At 68.1% G+C, this 18,507-nt stretch carries 13 protein-coding genes; 1 reads left to right on the forward strand and 12 read right to left on the reverse strand.

Translation table 11 applies throughout. The features are described 5' to 3' along the window. Positions 1–12: 12 nt before the first annotated feature. The 10 genes from QHF83_RS15650 to QHF83_RS15695 form a co-directional block, all read right to left on the reverse strand. Positions 13–1,665 carry a hypothetical protein gene (locus QHF83_RS15650; RefSeq protein ID WP_282418631.1) on the reverse strand — a complete coding sequence of 551 codons (1,653 nt, stop codon included), beginning with the start codon at positions 1,663–1,665 and terminating at the stop codon, positions 13–15. Then, entirely contained in the window at positions 1,644–3,875 is a 2,232-nt protein-coding gene (locus QHF83_RS15655) for an alkaline phosphatase PhoX (RefSeq protein ID WP_282418632.1), read from the reverse strand. Before QHF83_RS15655 ends, QHF83_RS15650 begins: the two co-directional genes overlap by 22 nt. Positions 3,876–3,966: 91 nt before the next feature. Beyond that, positions 3,967–4,458, reverse strand: coding sequence for an ankyrin repeat domain-containing protein (locus QHF83_RS15660; RefSeq protein ID WP_282418633.1), 492 nt, complete (start codon positions 4,456–4,458; stop codon positions 3,967–3,969). Further along, on the reverse strand, positions 4,455–5,936 hold the full coding sequence (locus tag QHF83_RS15665; protein WP_282418634.1) for a catalase: 1,482 nt from the start codon (positions 5,934–5,936) through the stop codon (positions 4,455–4,457). Before QHF83_RS15665 ends, QHF83_RS15660 begins: the two co-directional genes overlap by 4 nt. Before the next feature lie 97 nt (positions 5,937–6,033). After that, positions 6,034–6,969: a LysR substrate-binding domain-containing protein gene (locus tag QHF83_RS15670; protein WP_282418635.1), complete on the reverse strand. Its 936-nt coding sequence runs from the start codon at positions 6,967–6,969 to the stop codon at positions 6,034–6,036. A gap of 48 nt (positions 6,970–7,017) precedes the next feature. Beyond that, the gene (locus QHF83_RS15675; protein ID WP_282418636.1) at positions 7,018–7,956 is read right to left on the reverse strand and encodes a hypothetical protein; all 939 of its coding nucleotides are present in this window, start codon (positions 7,954–7,956) and stop codon (positions 7,018–7,020) included. Positions 7,957–8,371: 415 nt separating this feature from the next. Then, complete coding sequence (locus QHF83_RS15680; protein ID WP_282418637.1) at positions 8,372–9,988, reverse strand: N-acetylmuramoyl-L-alanine amidase; 1,617 nt, start codon at positions 9,986–9,988, stop codon at positions 8,372–8,374. A gap of 183 nt (positions 9,989–10,171) precedes the next feature. Further along, positions 10,172–12,310 carry a hypothetical protein gene (locus QHF83_RS15685; RefSeq protein ID WP_282418638.1) on the reverse strand — a complete coding sequence of 713 codons (2,139 nt, stop codon included), beginning with the start codon at positions 12,308–12,310 and terminating at the stop codon, positions 10,172–10,174. Between the two features lie 81 nt (positions 12,311–12,391). After that, on the reverse strand, positions 12,392–13,252 hold the full coding sequence (locus QHF83_RS15690) for a phosphoribosylformylglycinamidine synthase subunit PurQ (protein WP_282418639.1): 861 nt from the start codon (positions 13,250–13,252) through the stop codon (positions 12,392–12,394). Then, positions 13,242–16,223, reverse strand: a complete 2,982-nt coding sequence (locus tag QHF83_RS15695; protein WP_282418640.1) for an AIR synthase-related protein — start codon at positions 16,221–16,223, stop codon at positions 13,242–13,244. The genes QHF83_RS15690 and QHF83_RS15695 overlap by 11 nt, the downstream gene beginning before the upstream one ends. 159 nt (positions 16,224–16,382) lie before the next feature. Here QHF83_RS15695 and QHF83_RS15700 point away from each other — a divergent pair, with 159 nt between their 5' ends. Next, positions 16,383–16,793 (forward strand): hypothetical protein, encoded by a 411-nt coding sequence (locus tag QHF83_RS15700; RefSeq protein WP_282418641.1) that lies wholly within the window; start codon positions 16,383–16,385, stop codon positions 16,791–16,793. Here the strand turns inward: QHF83_RS15700 and QHF83_RS15705 are convergent. After that, positions 16,744–17,109, reverse strand: coding sequence for a hypothetical protein (locus tag QHF83_RS15705; RefSeq protein ID WP_136926826.1), 366 nt, complete (start codon positions 17,107–17,109; stop codon positions 16,744–16,746). The two genes, QHF83_RS15700 and QHF83_RS15705, sit on opposite strands and share 50 nt — an antisense overlap. 84 nt (positions 17,110–17,193) lie before the next feature. Beyond that, the gene (locus tag QHF83_RS15710; RefSeq protein ID WP_282418642.1) at positions 17,194–18,504 is read right to left on the reverse strand and encodes a VWA domain-containing protein; all 1,311 of its coding nucleotides are present in this window, start codon (positions 18,502–18,504) and stop codon (positions 17,194–17,196) included. Between the last annotated feature and the right edge of the window lie 3 nt (positions 18,505–18,507).

The following is an 18,507-nucleotide window of genomic DNA, read 5'->3' on the forward strand; positions in this document are numbered from 1 at the left end:
AGCGTAGCACCCTCACCAATCGAGCCGCAGCCGCCCGTCCGTGTAGACGCGGTTCGTTTTGTCGAGCTCCGTCGATCCGTTCTCGATCGCCCGGTGCACGTTCTCCGCGGGCCGGAGCAGCGCGTCACGTCCGAGATCGAACCTTTGACCTCGAACGACTGCCCGATACGCCTTGTCGAGCGCGAGCGCGCGCTCCCGCGAGGGCAGGAGCAGGAACGCGAGATCCCGATCGCCGCCGGGCGCGGCGCGCCAGAGCTCGGGCTCCGCGAGGGATCCGCCGGGGAAGAAGCGCGCGAGCATCTCCTCGTTCGCGCGGAGCTCGTCGCCTCCGCCCACGCGACGCAGATACGTCAGCACCTCGGGCTCTGCGTGTCCGAGCTCGGGGACGTCTTGCATGCCGCGGAGGTCTTGCATGCGAAAGCCTTCCGCTCCCGGCACCTTGCGCGCGAACGCGAACGTCTGATCGACGGTCACCCCGAGCCCGGAATGACAGCCCATGCAGAATCGGTGTTCTTCGTCGGTCGCGAGCCGCAGCCGCCCCTCGGCGTCCTCGATGAACCCCTGCAATTGCCAGCCGAACGCATTCCGCAGCCCGCTCGTCGCCGACCCCGTGTATACGGGCAGGAGCCCCTCGTCCTTCTCGTCCTCTTCTTTCTCGTAGGCGCGCAGGAGCGCCCATCGATCGAGCTTCAGCACCTTGCGTGAATACCGGAGCTCCTTCATGCGCCGCGCGACGTACCCGGGCGCGTCCGGATCCAGGTAGCGGACCGAATGCAAGAACTCCACGCCGCGCGGATAGATCCCGCGTTCGAGCGGCTCGCTCGACGCGCCGCCTGCGTACGTGCGTGGCAAGCGCCGCACGCGCGTCACGCCCGCGGAGAGCGCTCCATCGCCGTCGAGATCCTCGCCGAGCAGACGCTCGTCCACCGGCTCGATCGTGCGATCGATCCGATCCGCCGGCGCATCCGGATCCGTCGTGATCGCGGCTTCGAGCAGCGACAGATTCAGCGCGTGGATCGCGCGGGACGGCGCGCCGCGTTCGTCCGAGCGAAACGCCTCGGGCAAGCGGATGAAGACATCGTCGGTGCTCCCGTTCGTGGGCCAGAACGTCCCGGGAAACGGCTTGAATCGAACGGCGCGAAAGCCGCTCCCATCGCGCGCGAACCCCTCGTCGTCGAAGCCGCGATCGAGATCGAGATCCGGCACGTAGCCTTCGTACCCGCGTGCGCTCGCGAGCGCGCGCCGGAGCGGCGTGTAGTTGTCCTCGCGCACGTAGCGGAGGATCTCCTCGTCCGACATCCGCGCGATCTCCGCGCTCCGATCGACGAACAGGTTCTCGTAGTGGTTCGTGAGGGCCGCGTCCGAGAACGCGTATTCCTCCTGCAAATGCGCGTCCGCGCGCGCGTTCGGCCCGTGCGCGCTCGTGTGGCAGACCCAGCACGGGTTCGAGGCCCCGCCGGTCTTCGTGTAACAGAGCGGCGGCACCGAGGCCTCGGGGTTGTTCACGACGAAGGCGGCCTCGCGGGCGCGCGCGAGCGGGTCGTAGAGGCCCTCGGTGGCCCGCTCCTCGCGTCGCCCGCAGGCGGCCGCCCCGAGGCCCACCAGAAGCCCGCAGACGAGCAAGGACGAGGCCGCGCGTGTCTTCACCGCGCCCCGTGTGGCCACAGGCTCGGCACGTGCTCGCCCGGGTGCTGCACGCTCACGAACAGCGTGCGCATGTCCGCGGCGAGCGCCGGCCCCGTGGCCTCCGCGTCGCTCGGCAGCGCCACGACGCGGAACGCCTTGCCGAACGTCGGCGACACGACGCCCGGCGCGCCCGCGGCGTGCGCGCGATCGAGGTCGAGGAAGTACACCGCGTCGGCCCGCTCGTTCGTCGCGAAGTTCCCGTCGGTCCCGAACCACACGCCGCCCTCGCGATCGATCAGCAGGTTGTCGGGGTTCGACGCATCGTACGGCCCCGTAGCATTCTTACCGGCCCACACGCGGAAGAACGTGAACGTCGTCGACGCCGCGGGGCTCTTCGGATTCGCCTCCTGCATCGCGAACACGTTGCCGATCCTGTCGGGCCGCGCCGCCGCGGCCTTTTCGTGCGCGGCCGGATCGATCAGCCTGCCCGCCTGATCGAGCTGCGTCTTGTGCCCGTGGTTCGTGAACGCCACGTAGATCCGCGGCGTGCCGCTCGGATCACGCGGGTTGTACTCGACGTCCTCGGGCCGGTTCAGCTCCATGATCCCGACCTTCGCGCTCGCCGTGAACAGCGCGCGGCGCACGTCGTCGTCGCTCTGAAAGCCGCCGAGCCCGTTGTAATCCATGTCGGAGAGCGCTTCGCCCACGGTCTTGCCCGGCTCGCCGAGCGCGTCCGCGTTCGGCGCGATCGCCGTGCTCGCCGTGCCGAGCTCGATCCACTGCCCGATCCCCGGCTGTTCTTCCGACGGCGCCTCGCCCGTCGCGAGCATCGTCACGCCCGTCGTGTTGTCGAGCCCGGCGAAGTGCGCGGCGTACACCTTCCCCTCGTCGAGCAGCGCGCGTATCTCGGCCCGCGTCATGCCGGGCTCGTAGGCGTTTTTCGAGACGAACTTGTACACCCGACCGCTGCGCCGATCGTCGCCCGCGTAGAAGACGACGGGCTCGTTCGGCACGAGCTTCCAGTCCGCGTCGACCACGAACGTCGTGTTCTCCCACCGCGCGCGGCCCATCGCGCCGAGCTTCTTGTGCCCCACACCCGCGGCGTTTTTCCCCTCGTACTCGTCAGGTGCTTTGCCCGGATCGATCTCCACGAGATACCCGTAAAGATCCTTCGCGTGGCGCGACTTCACGTCGGGCGACATCCCGAAAAAGCTCGCCGGGCTCGGCGTCGGATCGAACGTGATCGGCCCGCCGGGATCCGCGCCTGCGCCGCGGACGAGCTTCTGTTCGCTCGTCCAGAAGACCTCCATGTCCCCGTGGAAGTCCTGCACGTTCTCCTCCGCGGTGATCACCGTGCCCCACGGCGTCTGACCGCCCGAGCAATCGGCCATGATGCCGCTCACGACGCCGGGCGGGAGCGCGCGGCCCTCGTCGTCGTGATCGATTTCGAGCGGCGTGAGCCCCGTGATGCGCGCGAGCGTCTTGCTCGTCGCGTCGTAGCGGATCGCCCCGGCGCCGCGATCGACGCGCCACGCGCCCGAGGCCGGATCCTGCACCACGTGAAACCAGGAGCCGCCGACCTGGCGTTTGGCCTCGTGCACGTACGTCGCGAGCGCCTCGGGAGGCCACCGGTTCGACGTCACGTCGTTCGTCAGCACCTTCTCCGCCGCGAGGTATTTCGCGAGCGTGAGGTGCTGGCCCGTCGGCGCCGTCGTCGACGTCGGCGCCTCATTCGAGATCGACTCGTGGTTCACCCACATCCAGGCCGATGTGCCGCTGCCGTTCCATTGCGGTGGCTCGCCGGGCACGTCGTTCCAGTGGTCGCCGAAGAACGCGATGTAATCGTCGTTCACCCCGAACCGCGGCGCCGCCGGGCTCCGATCGAACGTCAGCGGATCGAGCCACGACACCACCACGTTCGACGAGAGCCCCTCGATCGCTCGCACGCCGTCCGTCGACGTGTTCGCGAGCGGAAACTCGACGCCCTTCGGCAGCGTGCCTCGCGCGACCTGATCCACGCGCACCCGGACGTAGTGCGCGAGATCCATCGCGCCCGTGCCTGCATCGTCCGTGAACGAGAATGCGACGACGCTCGAGAGCGGCCGCCCGGCGAGGACACGCGCCGTCGCCCCGGTCCGGTCCGGACCGTCGCGACCCTCGCAGGCGACGAATGCGACCGCGATCAGGACGCCGGCAGTCCCGAGAGCCTGGAAATGACGTCGCTCCCAGTGGCTCGTTTTTCGTCTCATTCGCCGTTTCCTCGGACGGCGCTCGCGAATGCGGAGCGCGCGCGCCCGAGAGCTTGACATTGCCGGGCTTCCGCACCAGACGTTTTGCGGATCAGGCCGCTCGCCCCGTGAGCAGCGTATACGTTGCATCCGCGCCCATGGATTGGGCGTGGGTCGCGGCGTCGAGGCCGGCGACGTCGCGCCTCGTGGGGTCGGCGCCGCGCTCGATCAGCGCCTCGACGACCGTGCTTCGATTGAATGCTGCGGCCCACATGAGCGGCGTCCGCCCGTCCGGCCCCGCCGCGTCCGGCTGCGCGCCGCAATCGAGAAGCGTCTGGATCACCTCCAGATCGCCCTTGAACGCGGCTCCATCGAGCGGCGACCAGCCGCGCGGATTCCTGAGCTCCGGGTCCGCCCCGAGGAGCAGCAATGCCATCACGGTCCCCGCGTTCCCGTGATAGGCCGCGAGCATCAGCAGGCTATCCCCCTTCGCGTCGAGGATGTCTGGGGAGCGACCTCCCAGCAATTCGACGAGCGGGTCGGTTTTTCCGGCGCGGGCGAGGTGCGCGGCGCGCTCGCGTTCCTCGAAGGAGAAGTCGTTCATCGCGCTCCCTCCTTCGCGCCGCGCAGCGTGGCCACGGCGTCCCGCAGCTTGCGGCCGAGCTCCTCGTCTGCCCACGCGAAATATCCGATCGACCGCTCGATCACGTCTTCTCGGCTCACCTGCGCGAGGCTGCCCGCGAGGTTTTGCACGAGCCGCGCCTGCTCGTCCTCCTTCATCACGCGATAGAGCGCTCCGGCTTGCACGAAATCGTCGTTCTCGACGTGCCGCGGGTGCGCTTGCGGCCCGGTATGCCCCGCGAGCGCGATGCCGAGGTCGTAGCCTTCGCCCCTCGGCGCCGCGCCATCGTGGCTGTTCGGCTGGTAGTTCTTTCCGCGGCCGCCATTGTCATCGAAGCGCATCGCCCCATCCCGCCCGTAGTTTTGCGCGCCGCCCGTCACGCCTTGCGGCGCGTTCACCGGCAGCCGCGTGTGGTTGATGCCGAGGCGATATCGCTGCGCGTCGCCGTACGCGAAGAGCCGCGCTTGCAGCATGCGATCGGGCGAAGGCCCGATGCCCGGCACCATGTTCCCCGGATCGAACGCGGATTGCTCGGTCTCGGCGAAGTAATTGTCCGGCAGCCGGTCGAGCACGAGCTTCCCGATCGGGATCAGCGGATAATCCTCGTACGGCCATACCTTCGTCACGTCGAACGGGTCGAACCTGTAGTTCGCGGCGTCCGCCTCCGGCATGATCTGCACCTTGAACGTCCAGCTCGGGTATTCGCCGCGCGTGATGGCGTCATAGAGGTCCTTGTGGTGGAACGAGGGATCCTTGCCGCCGATCGCCGCCGCCTGCTCGCTCGTGAGGCACTGGATGCCCTGATCCGTCTTGAAATGGAACTTCACCCAGAACTTCTCGCCGTCCGCGTTCACCCACAGGAACGTGTGCGACCCGAAGCCGTCCATGTGGCGCAGCGTCGCGGGAATGCCTCGATCGCCGTGCAGCCAGATGAACTGGTGCGTCGCCTCCGGCGTGTGCGAGAAGAAGTCCCACGCATTGTCGGGCTCCTGCCGGTTCGTGTACGGATCGTACTTCTGCGAGTGAATGAAATCGGGGAACTTGATACCGTCCCGCAGGAAGAAGATCGGCGTGTTGTTCCCGACGAGATCCCAGTTCCCGTCCTCGGTATAGAACTTCAGCGCGAAACCACGCGGATCCCGCACGGTGTCCGGCGCGCCTTTCGAGCCCGCGACGGTCGAGAAACGCAAGAAGACGCGCGTCCGCTTGCCCACGGAGGAGAAGAGCTTGGCCTTCGTCCATCGCGGCACGTCGGGGTTCGTCACCTCGAAGTAGCCATATGCGCCCGAGCCCACGGCGTGCACCACGCGCTCGGGGATTCGCTCGCGGTTGAAGCGGGCGAGCTTTTCGAGGAGATAGTGGTCCTGCAAGAGCGTCGGCCCTGCGGCGCCCGCGGTCTGCGAATGCGCGTCGTCGAACACCGGCGCGCCGCCCTCGGTCGTGAGAATGCGTTTCGTCATGGTAGCTCCCTCCTCGTTCGTGCGATTACGAGAAGCGTACGTCCGCCCCGGGCCGGGGCCATGACATCGTTTCTATGGTCGCGATAGGACCAGCCTATCAGAGGGCGGACGGGGCGCGCTCCGTGAGCGAGGTGTAGGCGCTGCGGAGGGTATCGCCCACCGGGCGCAGCGTGCTCTCCAGGGCCGATCCGCGCCGCCAGACGAGGGCGAGCGTCCGCGCCGGGCTCCGGGACGCGAAGGGGCGGATTCGCAGCGCGTCGCGCCGATTCTCGAGCGGAACGGCGAGGTTCGGCAGGAGCGTCACGCCCGCGCCCCCGGCGACCATTTGCGTGAGCGTCGCCAGGCTCGTCGCGCGAAACCCCGCCTCCTCGGCTCCGGCGCGCGAGCAAAACGAGAGGGCCTGATCCCGGAAGCAATGGCCGTCGTCGAGCAAGAGCACGCGCTCGCCTTCGAGCTCCTCGGGCTTCAGCGGCCGGCGAGATCCAGCGAGCGGATGCCCGGGCGCCGCCGCGAAGACGAACGGATCCTTGCCGAGCACCACGTGCGGCCGATCCCCGATATCGGCTTCCAGCGCGACGATCGCCCCGTCGAGCGCGCCTTGCCCGAGCATCTGCACGAGCGTCGACGTCTTTTCTTCGGTCCAGACGAACGTGAGCTTCGGATATCGCTCGCGCAAAACCGGCGCGATCTCCGGTAGCAGATAGGGTCCAATCGTGGGAATCACGCCGAGGCGGAGCGTCCCCGCGAACGGATCGCCGAAGCGGCGCGCCGTATCGACGAGGTCGTCCGTGGCGACGAGCAGCGCGCGGGCGCGCGCGACGATCTCCGCGCCGGCGGCCGTCAGCGTGACCGCGCGCCGATCCCGCTCGAACAGGAGGATCCCGAGCGCCTCCTCGGCCTGCTGGATCTGCGCCGACAGCGAGGGCTGCGCCACGTGGCAATCCTCTGCGGCCCTCCGAAAGCTCTTTCGATCCGCGACCGCGACCACGTACTGGAGCTGCCGCAGGGTCACCGGGTGAGGGGAAAGGCGCATGATAGGAGCATCCTATCACCGGACCTCCCCGGACGCGACGCGCCCTTTCTACTTGCCGCCTTTCCCCTTGCGCGGCGGAATCCAGATGGGATTCCAGTTCCCACCCGGAGAGCTCGTCAGCCTCGTCATTCCGCTCCCATCGGCCCGCACGATCCAGATCTGCTGCTCCGACCCGCGGGTCACGGTCACGGCCAGGTATTGCCCGTCGGGCGACCACGCGGGCTCATTCACGTGCCCCGTGCCCCCGGGCGCTCGCACGAACGTCTCTTTCCCATCTTCCATGGCCACGATCCCCACGCGGGAGGGCTCTTCGGGCACGCTCAGCGCATACGCGATTCGTTTGCCCGTCGGGGACCAGGACGGCTTTTCTTCCACGATCCGCGGCGCAGGCCGCATCTGCGTCAAACGTCGCGCCTCCCCGCCCGACGAGGGCATGAGCCATATACGGTCCGCGCCCTCGCGATCACTCACGAACACGAGCACCTTGCCGTCGGGCGAATACCGCGCGCCCCATTCGTCGCGCGGCGTATTCGTCAGGCGGACGGGATCACTCCCATCGGGCCGGATACGGTAGAGCTCGGCCACGCGGTCGCGGCTCGAAATGAAGACGATCGCGTCGCCCTTCGGCGAGAACGCCGGCTCGAAGTTCCCTTCGTCGTTCTTCGTGATGCGTCGAAAGCTGCTGCCGTCGCTGTTCACCCGGTACAGATCGGAAAAATGTGCCGGGTCCACCTTCCCGCCGTTCGACTCGTAGACGACGAAGCGCCCGTCCGGTGAAAATGTGGGGAATCGTACGCGCCCTGCCAGTGGTCCGAGGGGTTTTGGGGGGCTTCCGTCGAGGGGTTGGAGCAGGAGTTGTTGGGGCCCTTCCTCGCCTTCGACGCGGATCGCGAGCAGCGCGCTGCCGTCGGGGGAGGCGGGGCCATTGTAATCGGCGTGCGGGCTCTTCGTGAGCCGCTCTTCTCCTTTGCCATCTGCGCCGATCACGTAGATCTCGCGGTTTCCATCGCGCTCCGAGATGAACGCGACTCTCCCAGCGATTTTTTGCCGCTCTTCGGGGGGTATTTCGTCTCCCGCCGCGTTTTTCGGCCCCCCTTCCACCCTTTCCGCCGATTCCGACGGCAAAGGTTTGTCCTTGGTTGTCGGGACATCCGGTTTGTTGCCGGTTGTCGGGACAGGTAGTTTTCCCTCAATCGGTCCCGCGCTCGTACCGGTTCCCGGCATTGCAGAACGTGACGGCAATGCATTGTCCGGTTCTTTTTCTTTTTTCGTGCAGGACGTCGCCGCCAGCAGGGCGAGGAGGGCGGGCGCGAGGCGGGAGAAGCGGGGCAGGGAATGATGCGGCATGCGTATTGGGGGAGGGCCCGCGGCGCGCGTGTCGCCGCGGGCCCTGGAGAGGGGTTCAGCGAATCTGCACGGCGTCGGCGATGACGTAATAACCGGTCGTCGTCCAGCGCGAGACGGTGACCTTGTTCCAGCCTGCCGAGAAGTTGTACGTACCGATGAGCTGCCACGAGCCGCCGCCCGTCTGCTGATTCTTGTTCACCGTGCCGAGCTTCGTGCCGCTCGCGTTGAACATGACGAAGGGCGTCGTCGTCGACCGGTCGGAGGCCGAGGTCCACCACGCGTAGACCTGCTTCGAGGCCGCCGCGGAGAGGTAGAACTCGAACGTCGCGCCGTCGGAGATCGCCTCCGTGGGCGCGGCGTAGTACCCCGTGCCGTAATACCCGGCGACGTTCGTGGACGAAGTCCAGTTCGCCGAAGGCGCCACGATGCGCGCTACCGCGCTGTTGTTGTTCGCGTTGTTGCTGTCGACCGTGATGGACGAGCCGCCGCCACCGCCGCCACCGACGCAGGTGTTGATGCGGTTCATGTAATCGGCCCAGGGGAAGCCGGTCCCGGGGTCGTTCGCCCGGTTCACCGGATCCGGCTGGTAATGGCCGATGATGTGCTGCCGGTCGCGGATGATGTTCTGCCGCTTGACGATGTCGCAGGAGAGCTTGGCCGACGCCGCGACCTGGCCCTCCGTCCACAGGTTCGCGCTGGTATACGGATACCCGCCGTGCTCGATGCCGACCGAGCGCGGATTCGTGGGAAGGCCATTCCAGCTCGCGCCGACGTGATGCGCCGTGTTCGCCTCGTCGACGAGCGCCGAGATCTCGCTGCCGCTCTCGTTGACGACGTAATGCGCGCTCGTCTTGTAGGGGTTCGTCGGGTAGGGCGTCGTGAGCCAGCCCCAGCAGCCCGAATACCCGCCGGCGCAGGTGTGGATGACGAGCAGCTCGGCCTTGTATCCGCTGCGGCCCGAGGTGTAGTTCGACGAGGGCGCCGGACGCCACACGGCGCCGGCATAAACGGCGTTCGCGGGCCCGGGTTTGCCGACGAACTGGGGCATCGGGAACTTCGGCGTCGCCTCGGGGTTCGGCGCCAGGATCTCGTCGATCCCGCTGTCCTCGGGCGCCGCGATGCCCTCGCGCAGGTGGCGATAGACCTCGTCATGGACGAAGTGCGCCTGCGCGTCGAGGCTCGGATGGTTGAAGTACGCCGCCACCGCGGGCGCCCACGCGCCGATGTCCGCGCGGTCGAAGCCCATCTCCTTGGCGTGGGCGTCGAGCAGCGCCGCCGCGGCCCGGATGTTGGCCTCGGGCTCGGTCTGGACCTCCTCTTCGCTCAGGCCCGCGAGCGCGGCGCCCTTCGTGAGCGCCTCGCCGCGCAATGCCATCACGCCATACGCAGCCGGGACACCGTCGAACTCGGAGGTATCACCGGGCACGTGATAGAGCTGCGTCTCGGTGTATCCGAGCGCGACGAGGAGCGAGGCCGGAACGGAGAAATCCTTCGCGGCGGCGTCGAAATGGGGCTGATAAGGGTGCATACCAGCGGTATGGCTACCGGCCCCTTCACCGGGAATTTGTGTGGCGTCCCCCTCGCCAGTGCCTTCCTCGCCGCCGCAGCCGGAGAGCATGGCGGAGGCGGAAAGCACGGGCGCGAACATCAGCAAGCAGAGAAGACGTCTCATGGCGTGAACCCTTCTTCGTTTCCGGGGTGGGATCGTGTGGGCCTTCGGGACGCGATGCCGAGGCAGGGATACGAAATGGAGGCGTACGTTGATTGGCCGCCGGGCGCAAGCGCGAGTCACCGCTTTGCGCGCCGCATCTGTCCGGAGCAATGATGACGCGGGGCGTAACGCCTGGAATTCAGTTCATTCGAGCTCGTCCGATATGAACATCTGTGTGGACAGGACGACCGTCCCCTTCTGAATCTTTCCAATCATGGTGAACAGGCTCGTCTTCCCGTCGCCATCGAGATCACCCTCGGCGGAGACTTCGAACCCGTCCTTGCCCGGATCGGGCCCACCGCGCTTTGGGCCTTTGTAGTTCCCGCCAGCACGGTATTCGTACTGGTACCGGATCGGCTGCACGAGCGAGACCTTGAGGCAACGCCAGCCCGAAGCCTCATCGCCCTGCTCGAAATCCTGCCCCGGCTTCCCTGAAGGCACATACGTCGTGTCCCGGGGCACGACGCTCGGCACCGGCGTCGCCGATTTGCACAGCTTGTGCGTCACCGTCTTGGCATCGAACTGCTCGCGCTCGTACGCGGCCACGGCCGCGCGCGCCATCATGCCGAGCATGCTCCGTGCCTCCACGGCTTTCGCGCTCGCCGTGTACCGTTTGACGGCGTTCACCGCGAGCGCCGCGCCGATCCCCAGAAGCTCCGCCGCGCCGTCCCCGGTCGCGGAGAGCTCGAGCCCACGATCGCTCGGGAAAAGCACGAGCGAGAGCATCGATCCGCCCCCGACCCGCGTGCCGGGCGCTGCGCCCGACGTCGGATCGGCGATCAGCCTGGCGAGCGCCGGGTCGAAGAAAAGCAGCATGTGCGACGCGGCCTTCTCCTTCGCGCGCGCCGTGAGGAACGCTGGATTCGTGGCCAGCGTATTCGTGTCTTTCCCGAACCGCCGCACGGCGTCGAGCGCGACCTTTTTGTTGCCGAGCCCGATGACGGCGAACCCCGGCCGCATTTCGATGTGGAGGATGGAGCCGTCCCCCATATCCCGCGTGTACGTATCCCCTCTGCGCGTGTCCTTCTTGTCGGGCTTTACGCCGACATGGAAGCTCGAAAAGCTCCTTTTCTGCGCGTCCGCATCCTTCGTCGCAATCACCACGAGCGCCGCCATGTCCTTCGCGGGATCGTCGCTCGCGTCGTCGAACGAAAACGGCCGCTTCGGATCCCGGTACAATCCGACCACGACCTCACCGCCGAGCGCCTTTTCGAAGTCCGCGAGGTCGATCCCGATGTCACCGAGCCCCCGCTTCAACAAGCTCTGCGCGGAACCAGGCGATATCGAGCGTCCGAGCACCGCCTCCAGAACGTCCTCCACGGTTTTGCCGGACGAACGCTGCGTCGACAAACCGATGGCAGCCAGCGCGCCTTCCGGCAGCTTCGGCATGAGCACCTGCGGCGCCGCGTCGAGCACCGAGCCGAGCGCCGGGAAATCGGGCCCATACCCCGAAAATCGCAGGTCGAGCCCGAGCCCCTGCGGTTGTCCCACGAGCGCGACGAAGAGGCGCGAGCCCGGCTCGGGCGGTGATTTCGAGCCGGCTCCCAGACCATGCAAATCGACCGCGATGAACGGATCACCGGCGCGCTCCTTGACGAGCAACGCCGAGCCCTCGACCGAGGGCGCGCGCCCATGGCCGACCTCGAACGCGTCGCGGAGGTGCTCCTTTTGCAGGCACCCGACGAGCGTGCGTGGCCCTTCGATCCACGCTCCATGCAGGACTTCGAGGCCCTTCGGCGAGCGGACGACGAAGAGGCCACGCTCCTTTTTCTCGGCCCCGAGCGCGTCGAGCGCCTTCGTCACGAGCGCCCCGTCGCTCATTCGAGCCGCATAACAAAACCTATCCATCGGCTCGGGCGAACCGCCGGGCGTGGCCGGGCCCGCGAACACGACGGCGCCCTCGAACGATTTGAGGAGATCCGCGACGAGCGCCGGGTCGAGTTTGAGCTTCCCCGAGAGACCCCCCGCGAGCTCGGAGAGCAGCCCCGCCCGGAGGGCCGGATCCATCGCGGCCAGCGCCTTCTCGGGCGGCGGCACGTTTGCCACGAGCACGGCGTCGCGTGGCACGAGGCGGAGGAGCGAATCGATCTTCTGCGGCGGCTCGAGCGCCGCGTCCTTGGCCGGCGCGGCGACGGTGGTGGTGGGCGCGGGCGGCGCGACCGCGACGTCCGTTTTCGCCCCCTCGCCGGTCTCGGGCGGCGTCTGCACGGCCGCGCCGCCGCACGAAACGAGGGCCGAGAGACCGGCCCCGAAAAACAGTCCACGGACACGCCGCATCGCCATACGAAATTTCTCCTCCAGGACCATGAGAGCACGAACGCCCCCATGTCGGCAAAAGGAGAATGGCGAGGACGAAGCGCCGATCTACCCCGCGAGCGCGGCCCGCACCCCATTCTCGAAGATGCGCAGGCCGAGGCCCGCGGCCGGGAGCGTCCCCGCGTCGCGTTGTCGGATCCAGTCGGGGTGGTTTTCCGGGTAGAGATACGCATCGGGGTGCGGCATGAGTCCGAAGATGCGCCCCGTGGGATCGCAGAGCCCTGCCATCCCGCCCGGCGAGCCGTTGGGGTTGTCCGGCCAGACCTCCGTCGGCGCCCCGCTCGCGTCCGCGTAACGCACGGGCACGAGGCGCGAGGCGAGGATCTCGTCGCGGAGTGATTCGTCGAGGAAGAGCAGCTTGCCCTCGCCGTGGCGGCTCGGCATCTCGATCGTGGGACCGATCCCGCGCGTCCACACGCAGGGGCTCGCGGGGTCGACGGCGAGCTTGACCCAGGTGTCGAAATACCCGAGCCGATCGTTGTGCACGAGCGCCGCCTGCTGCGCGGCGAGCGGCGTGCCCCGCGCGCGGCTCACGCCCGGCAAAAGGCCCAGACAAACCAGCGTCTGGAATCCATTGCAGACACCGAGCGCGAGTCCGCCGTCGTCCACGAACCGGCAGAGTGCCTCACCGAGCCGGAACCGGAGGCGATTGGCGAACACGCGCCCGCTCTGGATGTGGTCGCCGAAGGAAAAACCACCGATGAACGCGAGGATGTGATACCCGGCGAGCGCGTCGGCCCGCCCGCCGCGCTCCAGCATCTCGCTCAGGTGCACGAGATCGACCGTCGCGCCCGCGCGGGAAAACCCGGCGGCCGTCTCGGCCTCGCAGTTGAGCCCGTAGCCCGTGAGCACGAGGACACGCACGTCGCGCGCCTCCTTCGGCGCCAAGCGTTGACCATCAGACGGCATGGGATTCCTCCTGGAAAGCGCGGCGGAGCGCGTCCGAGCCGAGCTCGGCGAGCGTTTGTCCTCCCTGACGAATACGAAGAAATCCCCGTCCCGACGAGCCCGGCTCGACCGTGCCGAGCCGGACGAGCGCGTGCGGCGCGAGGCGCGCTTCGAGCGCGGCCGCGTCCTCGGCGCGGGTGCTGAGCAGGATGCGCCCCGTCGATTCGCTGAAGAGCGCGATCGCCGGGGAAAGCCCGGCGCCCACGCCATCGAGCGAGACCGACAAACCGAGCTCGCTCGCCATCACCATGTGCGAGAGCGCGACCGCGAGCCCGCCGCGCGAGAGCACGTGCGCGGAGCGGACGAGGCCCGCCTCGTGCGCCGCGGCGAACGCCTGATATCGTGCCGCGAAGCGCTCAGGGGCCGTGCGCGGGACGCCGTCGAGGGCGAGCCCGAGGAGCCGCGAGAGCTCGCTCTCGCCGCACGCGTCCTCGGTCTCGCCGAGCAGATACACGACGTCGCCCGGCGTCCGCGGCGAAAGCGTGAGAGCGCATCGCACGTCCTTCATTTGCCCGATGACGCTGACGAGCAGGGTCGGCGGCACGGAGATCTTCACGCCGCCCAGGGTGGCGTCGTTCTTCATCGAGTCCTTGCCCGAGATGAGCGGCAGCCCGTACGCGACGCACGCCTCGTACAGGCCCTCGCACGCGCGCACGAGCTGCGCGAGCTTGTGCTCGCCGTCGGGCGTGGTCGCGCTCTTGATCGGGTCGGGCCAGCAGAAATTGTCGAGCGCGGCCATTCGATCGATTCGCGCGCCGGCGCAGAGGACGCGCCGCACGCCCTCGTCCGCGCAGGCGAGGGCCATCGCGTGCGTGTCGAGGTCGCTGTAATGCGGGTGGAGCCCCTCGCCGAGCACGACGCCCTCGTCGCGCCCGTGCCGCACGCGCATGACCGTGGCCGTGGATGGTACGTCCCGAAAAACGCCCACGAAGGGTTTTACCACCGCGAGCCCCTTCACCTCGTGATCGTAATGCCGAGCGTACCGCTCGCCGCTGCGGATGTTCGGCTGCGCGAGCATCGAGACCACGAGGTCGCCGATCGGCCGCGCGGCGAGCGCCCCGTCCCGGTCCGCCGTGCTCGCGAACGCCCGCGCGGGCGGGCTCCACCGCGCCGTCCGCACGACCTTCGGCAGCCCGCCGTGCAGGAACGCGAGCGCGAGATCACAGACCTTCTCCTCGCCGTACCGCACGACGAGCCTGCCCGAGCTCGTGAAGGTGCCGATCTCGGTGGCCTCCACCTCGCGCCGCGCGGCAAGCGCGAGGAACGCTTCGAGTTTGTCCGGAGGCACGGCCACCGTCATGCGCTCCTGCGCCTCGCTGACGAGGATCTCCCACGGAGCGAGGCCCGGGTATTTGAGCGGCACGCGGGCGAGGTCGATCTCCGCGCCGCCCGAGGCCTCGGCCATCTCGCCGACGCTGCTCGAGAGCCCGCCCGCGCCGTTGTCGGTGATGCCGCTGTAGAGGCCCCGATCCCGCGCCTCGGCGAGCATGTCGAACATCATCTTCTGCGTGATCGGGTCGCCGATCTGCACCGCCTGGACGGGCGAGCTCTCATTGAGCTCGACGCTGGAGAACGTGGCGCCGTGAATGCCGTCCTTGCCCACGCGCCCGCCGATCATGACGATCCGGTCCCCGGGCGCCGTGAACTTTTCATGCGTGGGCCGGCCCGCCGTCTCGACGGGCATCGCCGCGACGGTCCCGCAATACACGAGCGGTTTGCCCGTGAACCGGTCGTCGAAGAGCTCGAAGCCGCGCATGTACGGGATGCCGGACTGATTGCCGCCGTCGATGACGCCGTGGTGCACGCCGTCGCGAATGCGCCGCGGGGGCATGAGGCCCTTCGGCAGCGCGCCGGTATGGTTTGGCTTGCCCAGACAATACCCCCACACGTTCGCGAGCAGGTCCGCCCCGAGCCCGCAGCCGAAGCTGTCGCGGTTGACGCCGACGATGCCGGTCATCGCGCCGCCGTACGGATCGAGCGCCGAGGGCGAGTTGTGCGTCTCGACCTTGTAGACGAGGTGGCATTCGTCCGTGAATCGCACGACGCCCGCATTGTCGCTGAAGACCGAGACCAGGAAATCGCCACCGTCCCCGTCGATCCCGGACGCCGCCCGCGCCTTGCGTACGTCCTCGGTCGCGGCGACGACGTACGTCTTGAAGACGCCCCGCTCGATGCGCCGCGTGCTTCCCGCGGGGTCCGTGTACTCGATCGGCGCGTTGAAGATCTTGTGCTTGCAGTGCTCGCTCCACGTCTGCGCGATGCACTCGAGCTCGGCGTCGGTGGGCTCGCGGCCTTCCTTCTCGAAATGGTCGCGCGTCGCGTGCATCTCGGGCACCGAGAGCGCGAGGAGCCGCTCGCGCGAGAGCCGTTCGAGCGCCTCGTCGGAGAGGCCGCGCAGCGCGACGATCTCGGTCCGCGGCGCCCCGGTCGCGCCGGCGCGGGGAACGCCGAGGTCGGGCTTGCGCGGCGGCTCGTCGATGCGGATGCGCTGGATGAGCGGATTGTGCAGGACCTCGGCCGCCGCGCGCTCGACGTCGGCCCGCGGAAGGCCCCAGACGAGGTACATCGTGCCCGTGTACACCTGGCCCGTGAGCGTGCGCCCGAGCGCGTCTTCACACGCGGTCTTGACGCTCTTGCCGACCGCGTCCGTCACGCCGGGCAGAAAGGAGACGGTGAGGATCACGGGCGGATCGCCGGGCTCGCCGTCGGGCAGCGCGCCGAGGGCCGCGACCTCGATCACGGGATCGGCGATGGCGGCGAGGACCTTTTTGGCCTCGGCCTCGGACATGTCGAGATCACAGAGGTATACCTTGCGCGTACGAATGCGCGCCGGGGAGAGGCCGAGCCAGGCCGAGAGCGTCTGCGCGGTTTTCGTGGCGAGCGCGTCCGGAACGGCCGGCCGGTTCTCGATCTCGAGCCGGTAGATGGGCATGGTGGGTGGGCTCCTCGTCCGCGCAGCCGTCTAGCACAACCTGGGGGATGTGGAAGGTTTGCGGGCGTGGCTTCGTTCGCTTCGCAAGACGCGCGCGAGGCCCGAAGCGCTTGGAAGGTCCTACGCAAAAGGATAATCTGCGGCGAAGGAGCGCGCCTCGTGCCTCGAACGATCCGGTGGGCCGCGTGTTTGCCCGTGATCGTCGTCCCGCGTGTGGCGCGGGCGGAGGTGCTCGACAAGGTCGCGCCGCCGTGGGAGCCGTTCGTCCTCGGCTGCACGCTCGTCGCGCTCGCCGTCACGGTCGCGCTCGCCCTCTCCGGCAAGAAGACCCTGCGCGCGGTCGGCTTCGTGATCGCGTGCTTGTGGGCCGTTTATCGGATCGGCGGGGATGAATGGTTCTCGGACGACGTGGGGCCGCACATCCGCGTGGAGCTCTCCGCGGGAGAGGCGCGGGTTTGGCTGGGCACGATCGTTTTGGAGGGGCTCACGCCGCTCGTGGCCGTGCTCGTGATCGCCGCCGTCACCACCAGCCGATATCGGCGACCAGATCGCCCACGCTCCCGTGCTTGACGATGGCGCGGTTCTTCTTGATCTCGTAGGCCTTCGGCGACGCGTCCACGATGTCCTGCTCGAAGTGGTGCGCTTCGAGCTTGTACTTGCCCTCGCCGTGCATCAGGCCGCCCTTGAGCTTGACGTACGTGGAGTGGAACCGCGATTCGAGGTCGACGATCTGCGTCGCCGAGATCTGCATGCCGAGTTCGAGATGGACGGTCTTCACCGCGTGCGGATGGGACGCATCGAATGCGAGTGCGAGATGGGCACCGACCGTGAGCAGCGCGTCGATGTCGGCCTTCGTGAACGTCTCGTAGATCGTGATTTTAGCCACCGGATCTCCTCCCTAAGTTCGTTTGGAACCCAAGCATCATGACACGAGGAGACCCGCGATGGCAACCCGTTGCGCCCGCCCAGGCTAGACCTCGCGCCCCTCCGCCTTCCGCGCGTCGAACCGGCGCGCGATCATCTCGAGATCTTGCCCCTTGAGCGCCGCCTCCAGCATCGGGGGGAGCGCATTCGGCGTGCACGCGAAACAGGGCACGCCGAGCTTCGCGAGCTTCTTCGCGAGCTCCGCGTCGTACATGGGCGTCCCCGAATCGTCGAGCGCGAGCAGGCACATCGCGCGCACGCCGCTCTGGACCATCTCCTCCATGCGCTTGACCATCTGCTCCTGATTGCCGCCCTCGTAAAGATCCGTGAGCAAAATGAAGAGCGTGCGGCGCGGGTTCGAGACGAGGCCCTGGCAATACCCGACCGCTCGATTGATGTCCGTCCCGCCGCCGAGCTGGATTCCGAAGATGAGGTCCACCGGATCCACGAGCCGCGGCGTCAGATCCACGACCTCCGTGTCGAAGGCCACGACGTGCGTCTCGAGCGCCGGCAGGCTCGCCAGGATCGAGCCCATCACGCCGCCATAAACGACGCTGCTCGCCATCGAGCCGGACTGGTCCATCGCCACGATCACGTTCCACTCGCGCCGCCGGTGCTGCCGGGCGAAAAAGAAGAAGCGGTCGGGGACGATCGTGCGCCGGTCCTTTTGATAATTCTTGAGGTTTTTTCCGATCGTACGCCGCCAGTCGAGGTTCGGCAGGCTCGGAATGGGCTGATGCCGCGAGCGATCGAGCGCGCCGCGCACCGCGCGTTCGAGCTCGCCTTGCATTCGCTTCTTGATCTCCTCCACGACGGACCGGACGATCTCGCGCGCGGCGTCCTTGGCCCGGTCCGGGATCATGTCCTTCATCGTGAGCAGCGTGCCCACGAGCTCGACGCTCGGCGTGATCTGCGCGAGCGATTCAGGCTCGAAGAGCAGCTCTTTCCAGCCCTTCTTCTCGATCGCGTCCTGCTGGATGACGGCGACCACGTCCTGCTCGAAATACTTGCGCACGTCGCCGAGCCACGCGGCGAGCTTCGGGCGGCTCGCGCCGAGCCCGGCGCTGCGCTTGCTGCTGCTGCCGCTGCCATTGCCGGGCTCGGTCTCCTCGATGTCGTAAAGGGCGCCGAGCGCGGCGTCCATTTCCGACATCTCGCGCGTGAGCAGCCCTCCGCCGCCGCCGGCGCCCATTCCAGCGCCTCCGCCGCCGCAGATTTGATCCTCCACGCGCTTGCCGAGGATGAGCCGCCAGCGCTGGTGTCTATCGAATGTCATCGGCCCGGCGGGCGCGGGCGGCGCCGCGGGCGGATTCGGTGCAGCAGGGGTGGGGGCGGGAGGCGCCTTCTTTTTGGCCATGGC

This window comes from Polyangium sp. 15x6 (assembly GCF_029960785.1).
Taxonomy (GTDB): Bacteria; Myxococcota_A; Polyangia; order Polyangiales; family Polyangiaceae; genus Polyangium.

What these genes read in the sequence shown, in the direction of transcription:
- QHF83_RS15670 (WP_282418635.1), bottom strand. Translation starts at nt 6,969, where the DNA reads ATGCGCCTTTCCCCTCACCCGGTGACCCTGCGGCAGCTCCAGTACGTG.
- QHF83_RS15685 (WP_282418638.1), bottom strand. Translation starts at nt 12,310, where the DNA reads ATGGCGATGCGGCGTGTCCGTGGACTGTTTTTCGGGGCCGGTCTCTCG.
- QHF83_RS15655 (WP_282418632.1), bottom strand. Translation starts at nt 3,875, where the DNA reads ATGAGACGAAAAACGAGCCACTGGGAGCGACGTCATTTCCAGGCTCTC.
- QHF83_RS15695 (WP_282418640.1), bottom strand. Translation starts at nt 16,223, where the DNA reads ATGCCCATCTACCGGCTCGAGATCGAGAACCGGCCGGCCGTTCCGGAC.
- QHF83_RS15665 (WP_282418634.1), bottom strand. Translation starts at nt 5,936, where the DNA reads ATGACGAAACGCATTCTCACGACCGAGGGCGGCGCGCCGGTGTTCGAC.
- QHF83_RS15660 (WP_282418633.1), bottom strand. Translation starts at nt 4,458, where the DNA reads ATGAACGACTTCTCCTTCGAGGAACGCGAGCGCGCCGCGCACCTCGCC.
- QHF83_RS15710 (WP_282418642.1), bottom strand. Translation starts at nt 18,504, where the DNA reads ATGGCCAAAAAGAAGGCGCCTCCCGCCCCCACCCCTGCTGCACCGAAT.
- QHF83_RS15680 (WP_282418637.1), bottom strand. Translation starts at nt 9,988, where the DNA reads ATGAGACGTCTTCTCTGCTTGCTGATGTTCGCGCCCGTGCTTTCCGCC.
- QHF83_RS15690 (WP_282418639.1), bottom strand. Translation starts at nt 13,252, where the DNA reads ATGCCGTCTGATGGTCAACGCTTGGCGCCGAAGGAGGCGCGCGACGTG.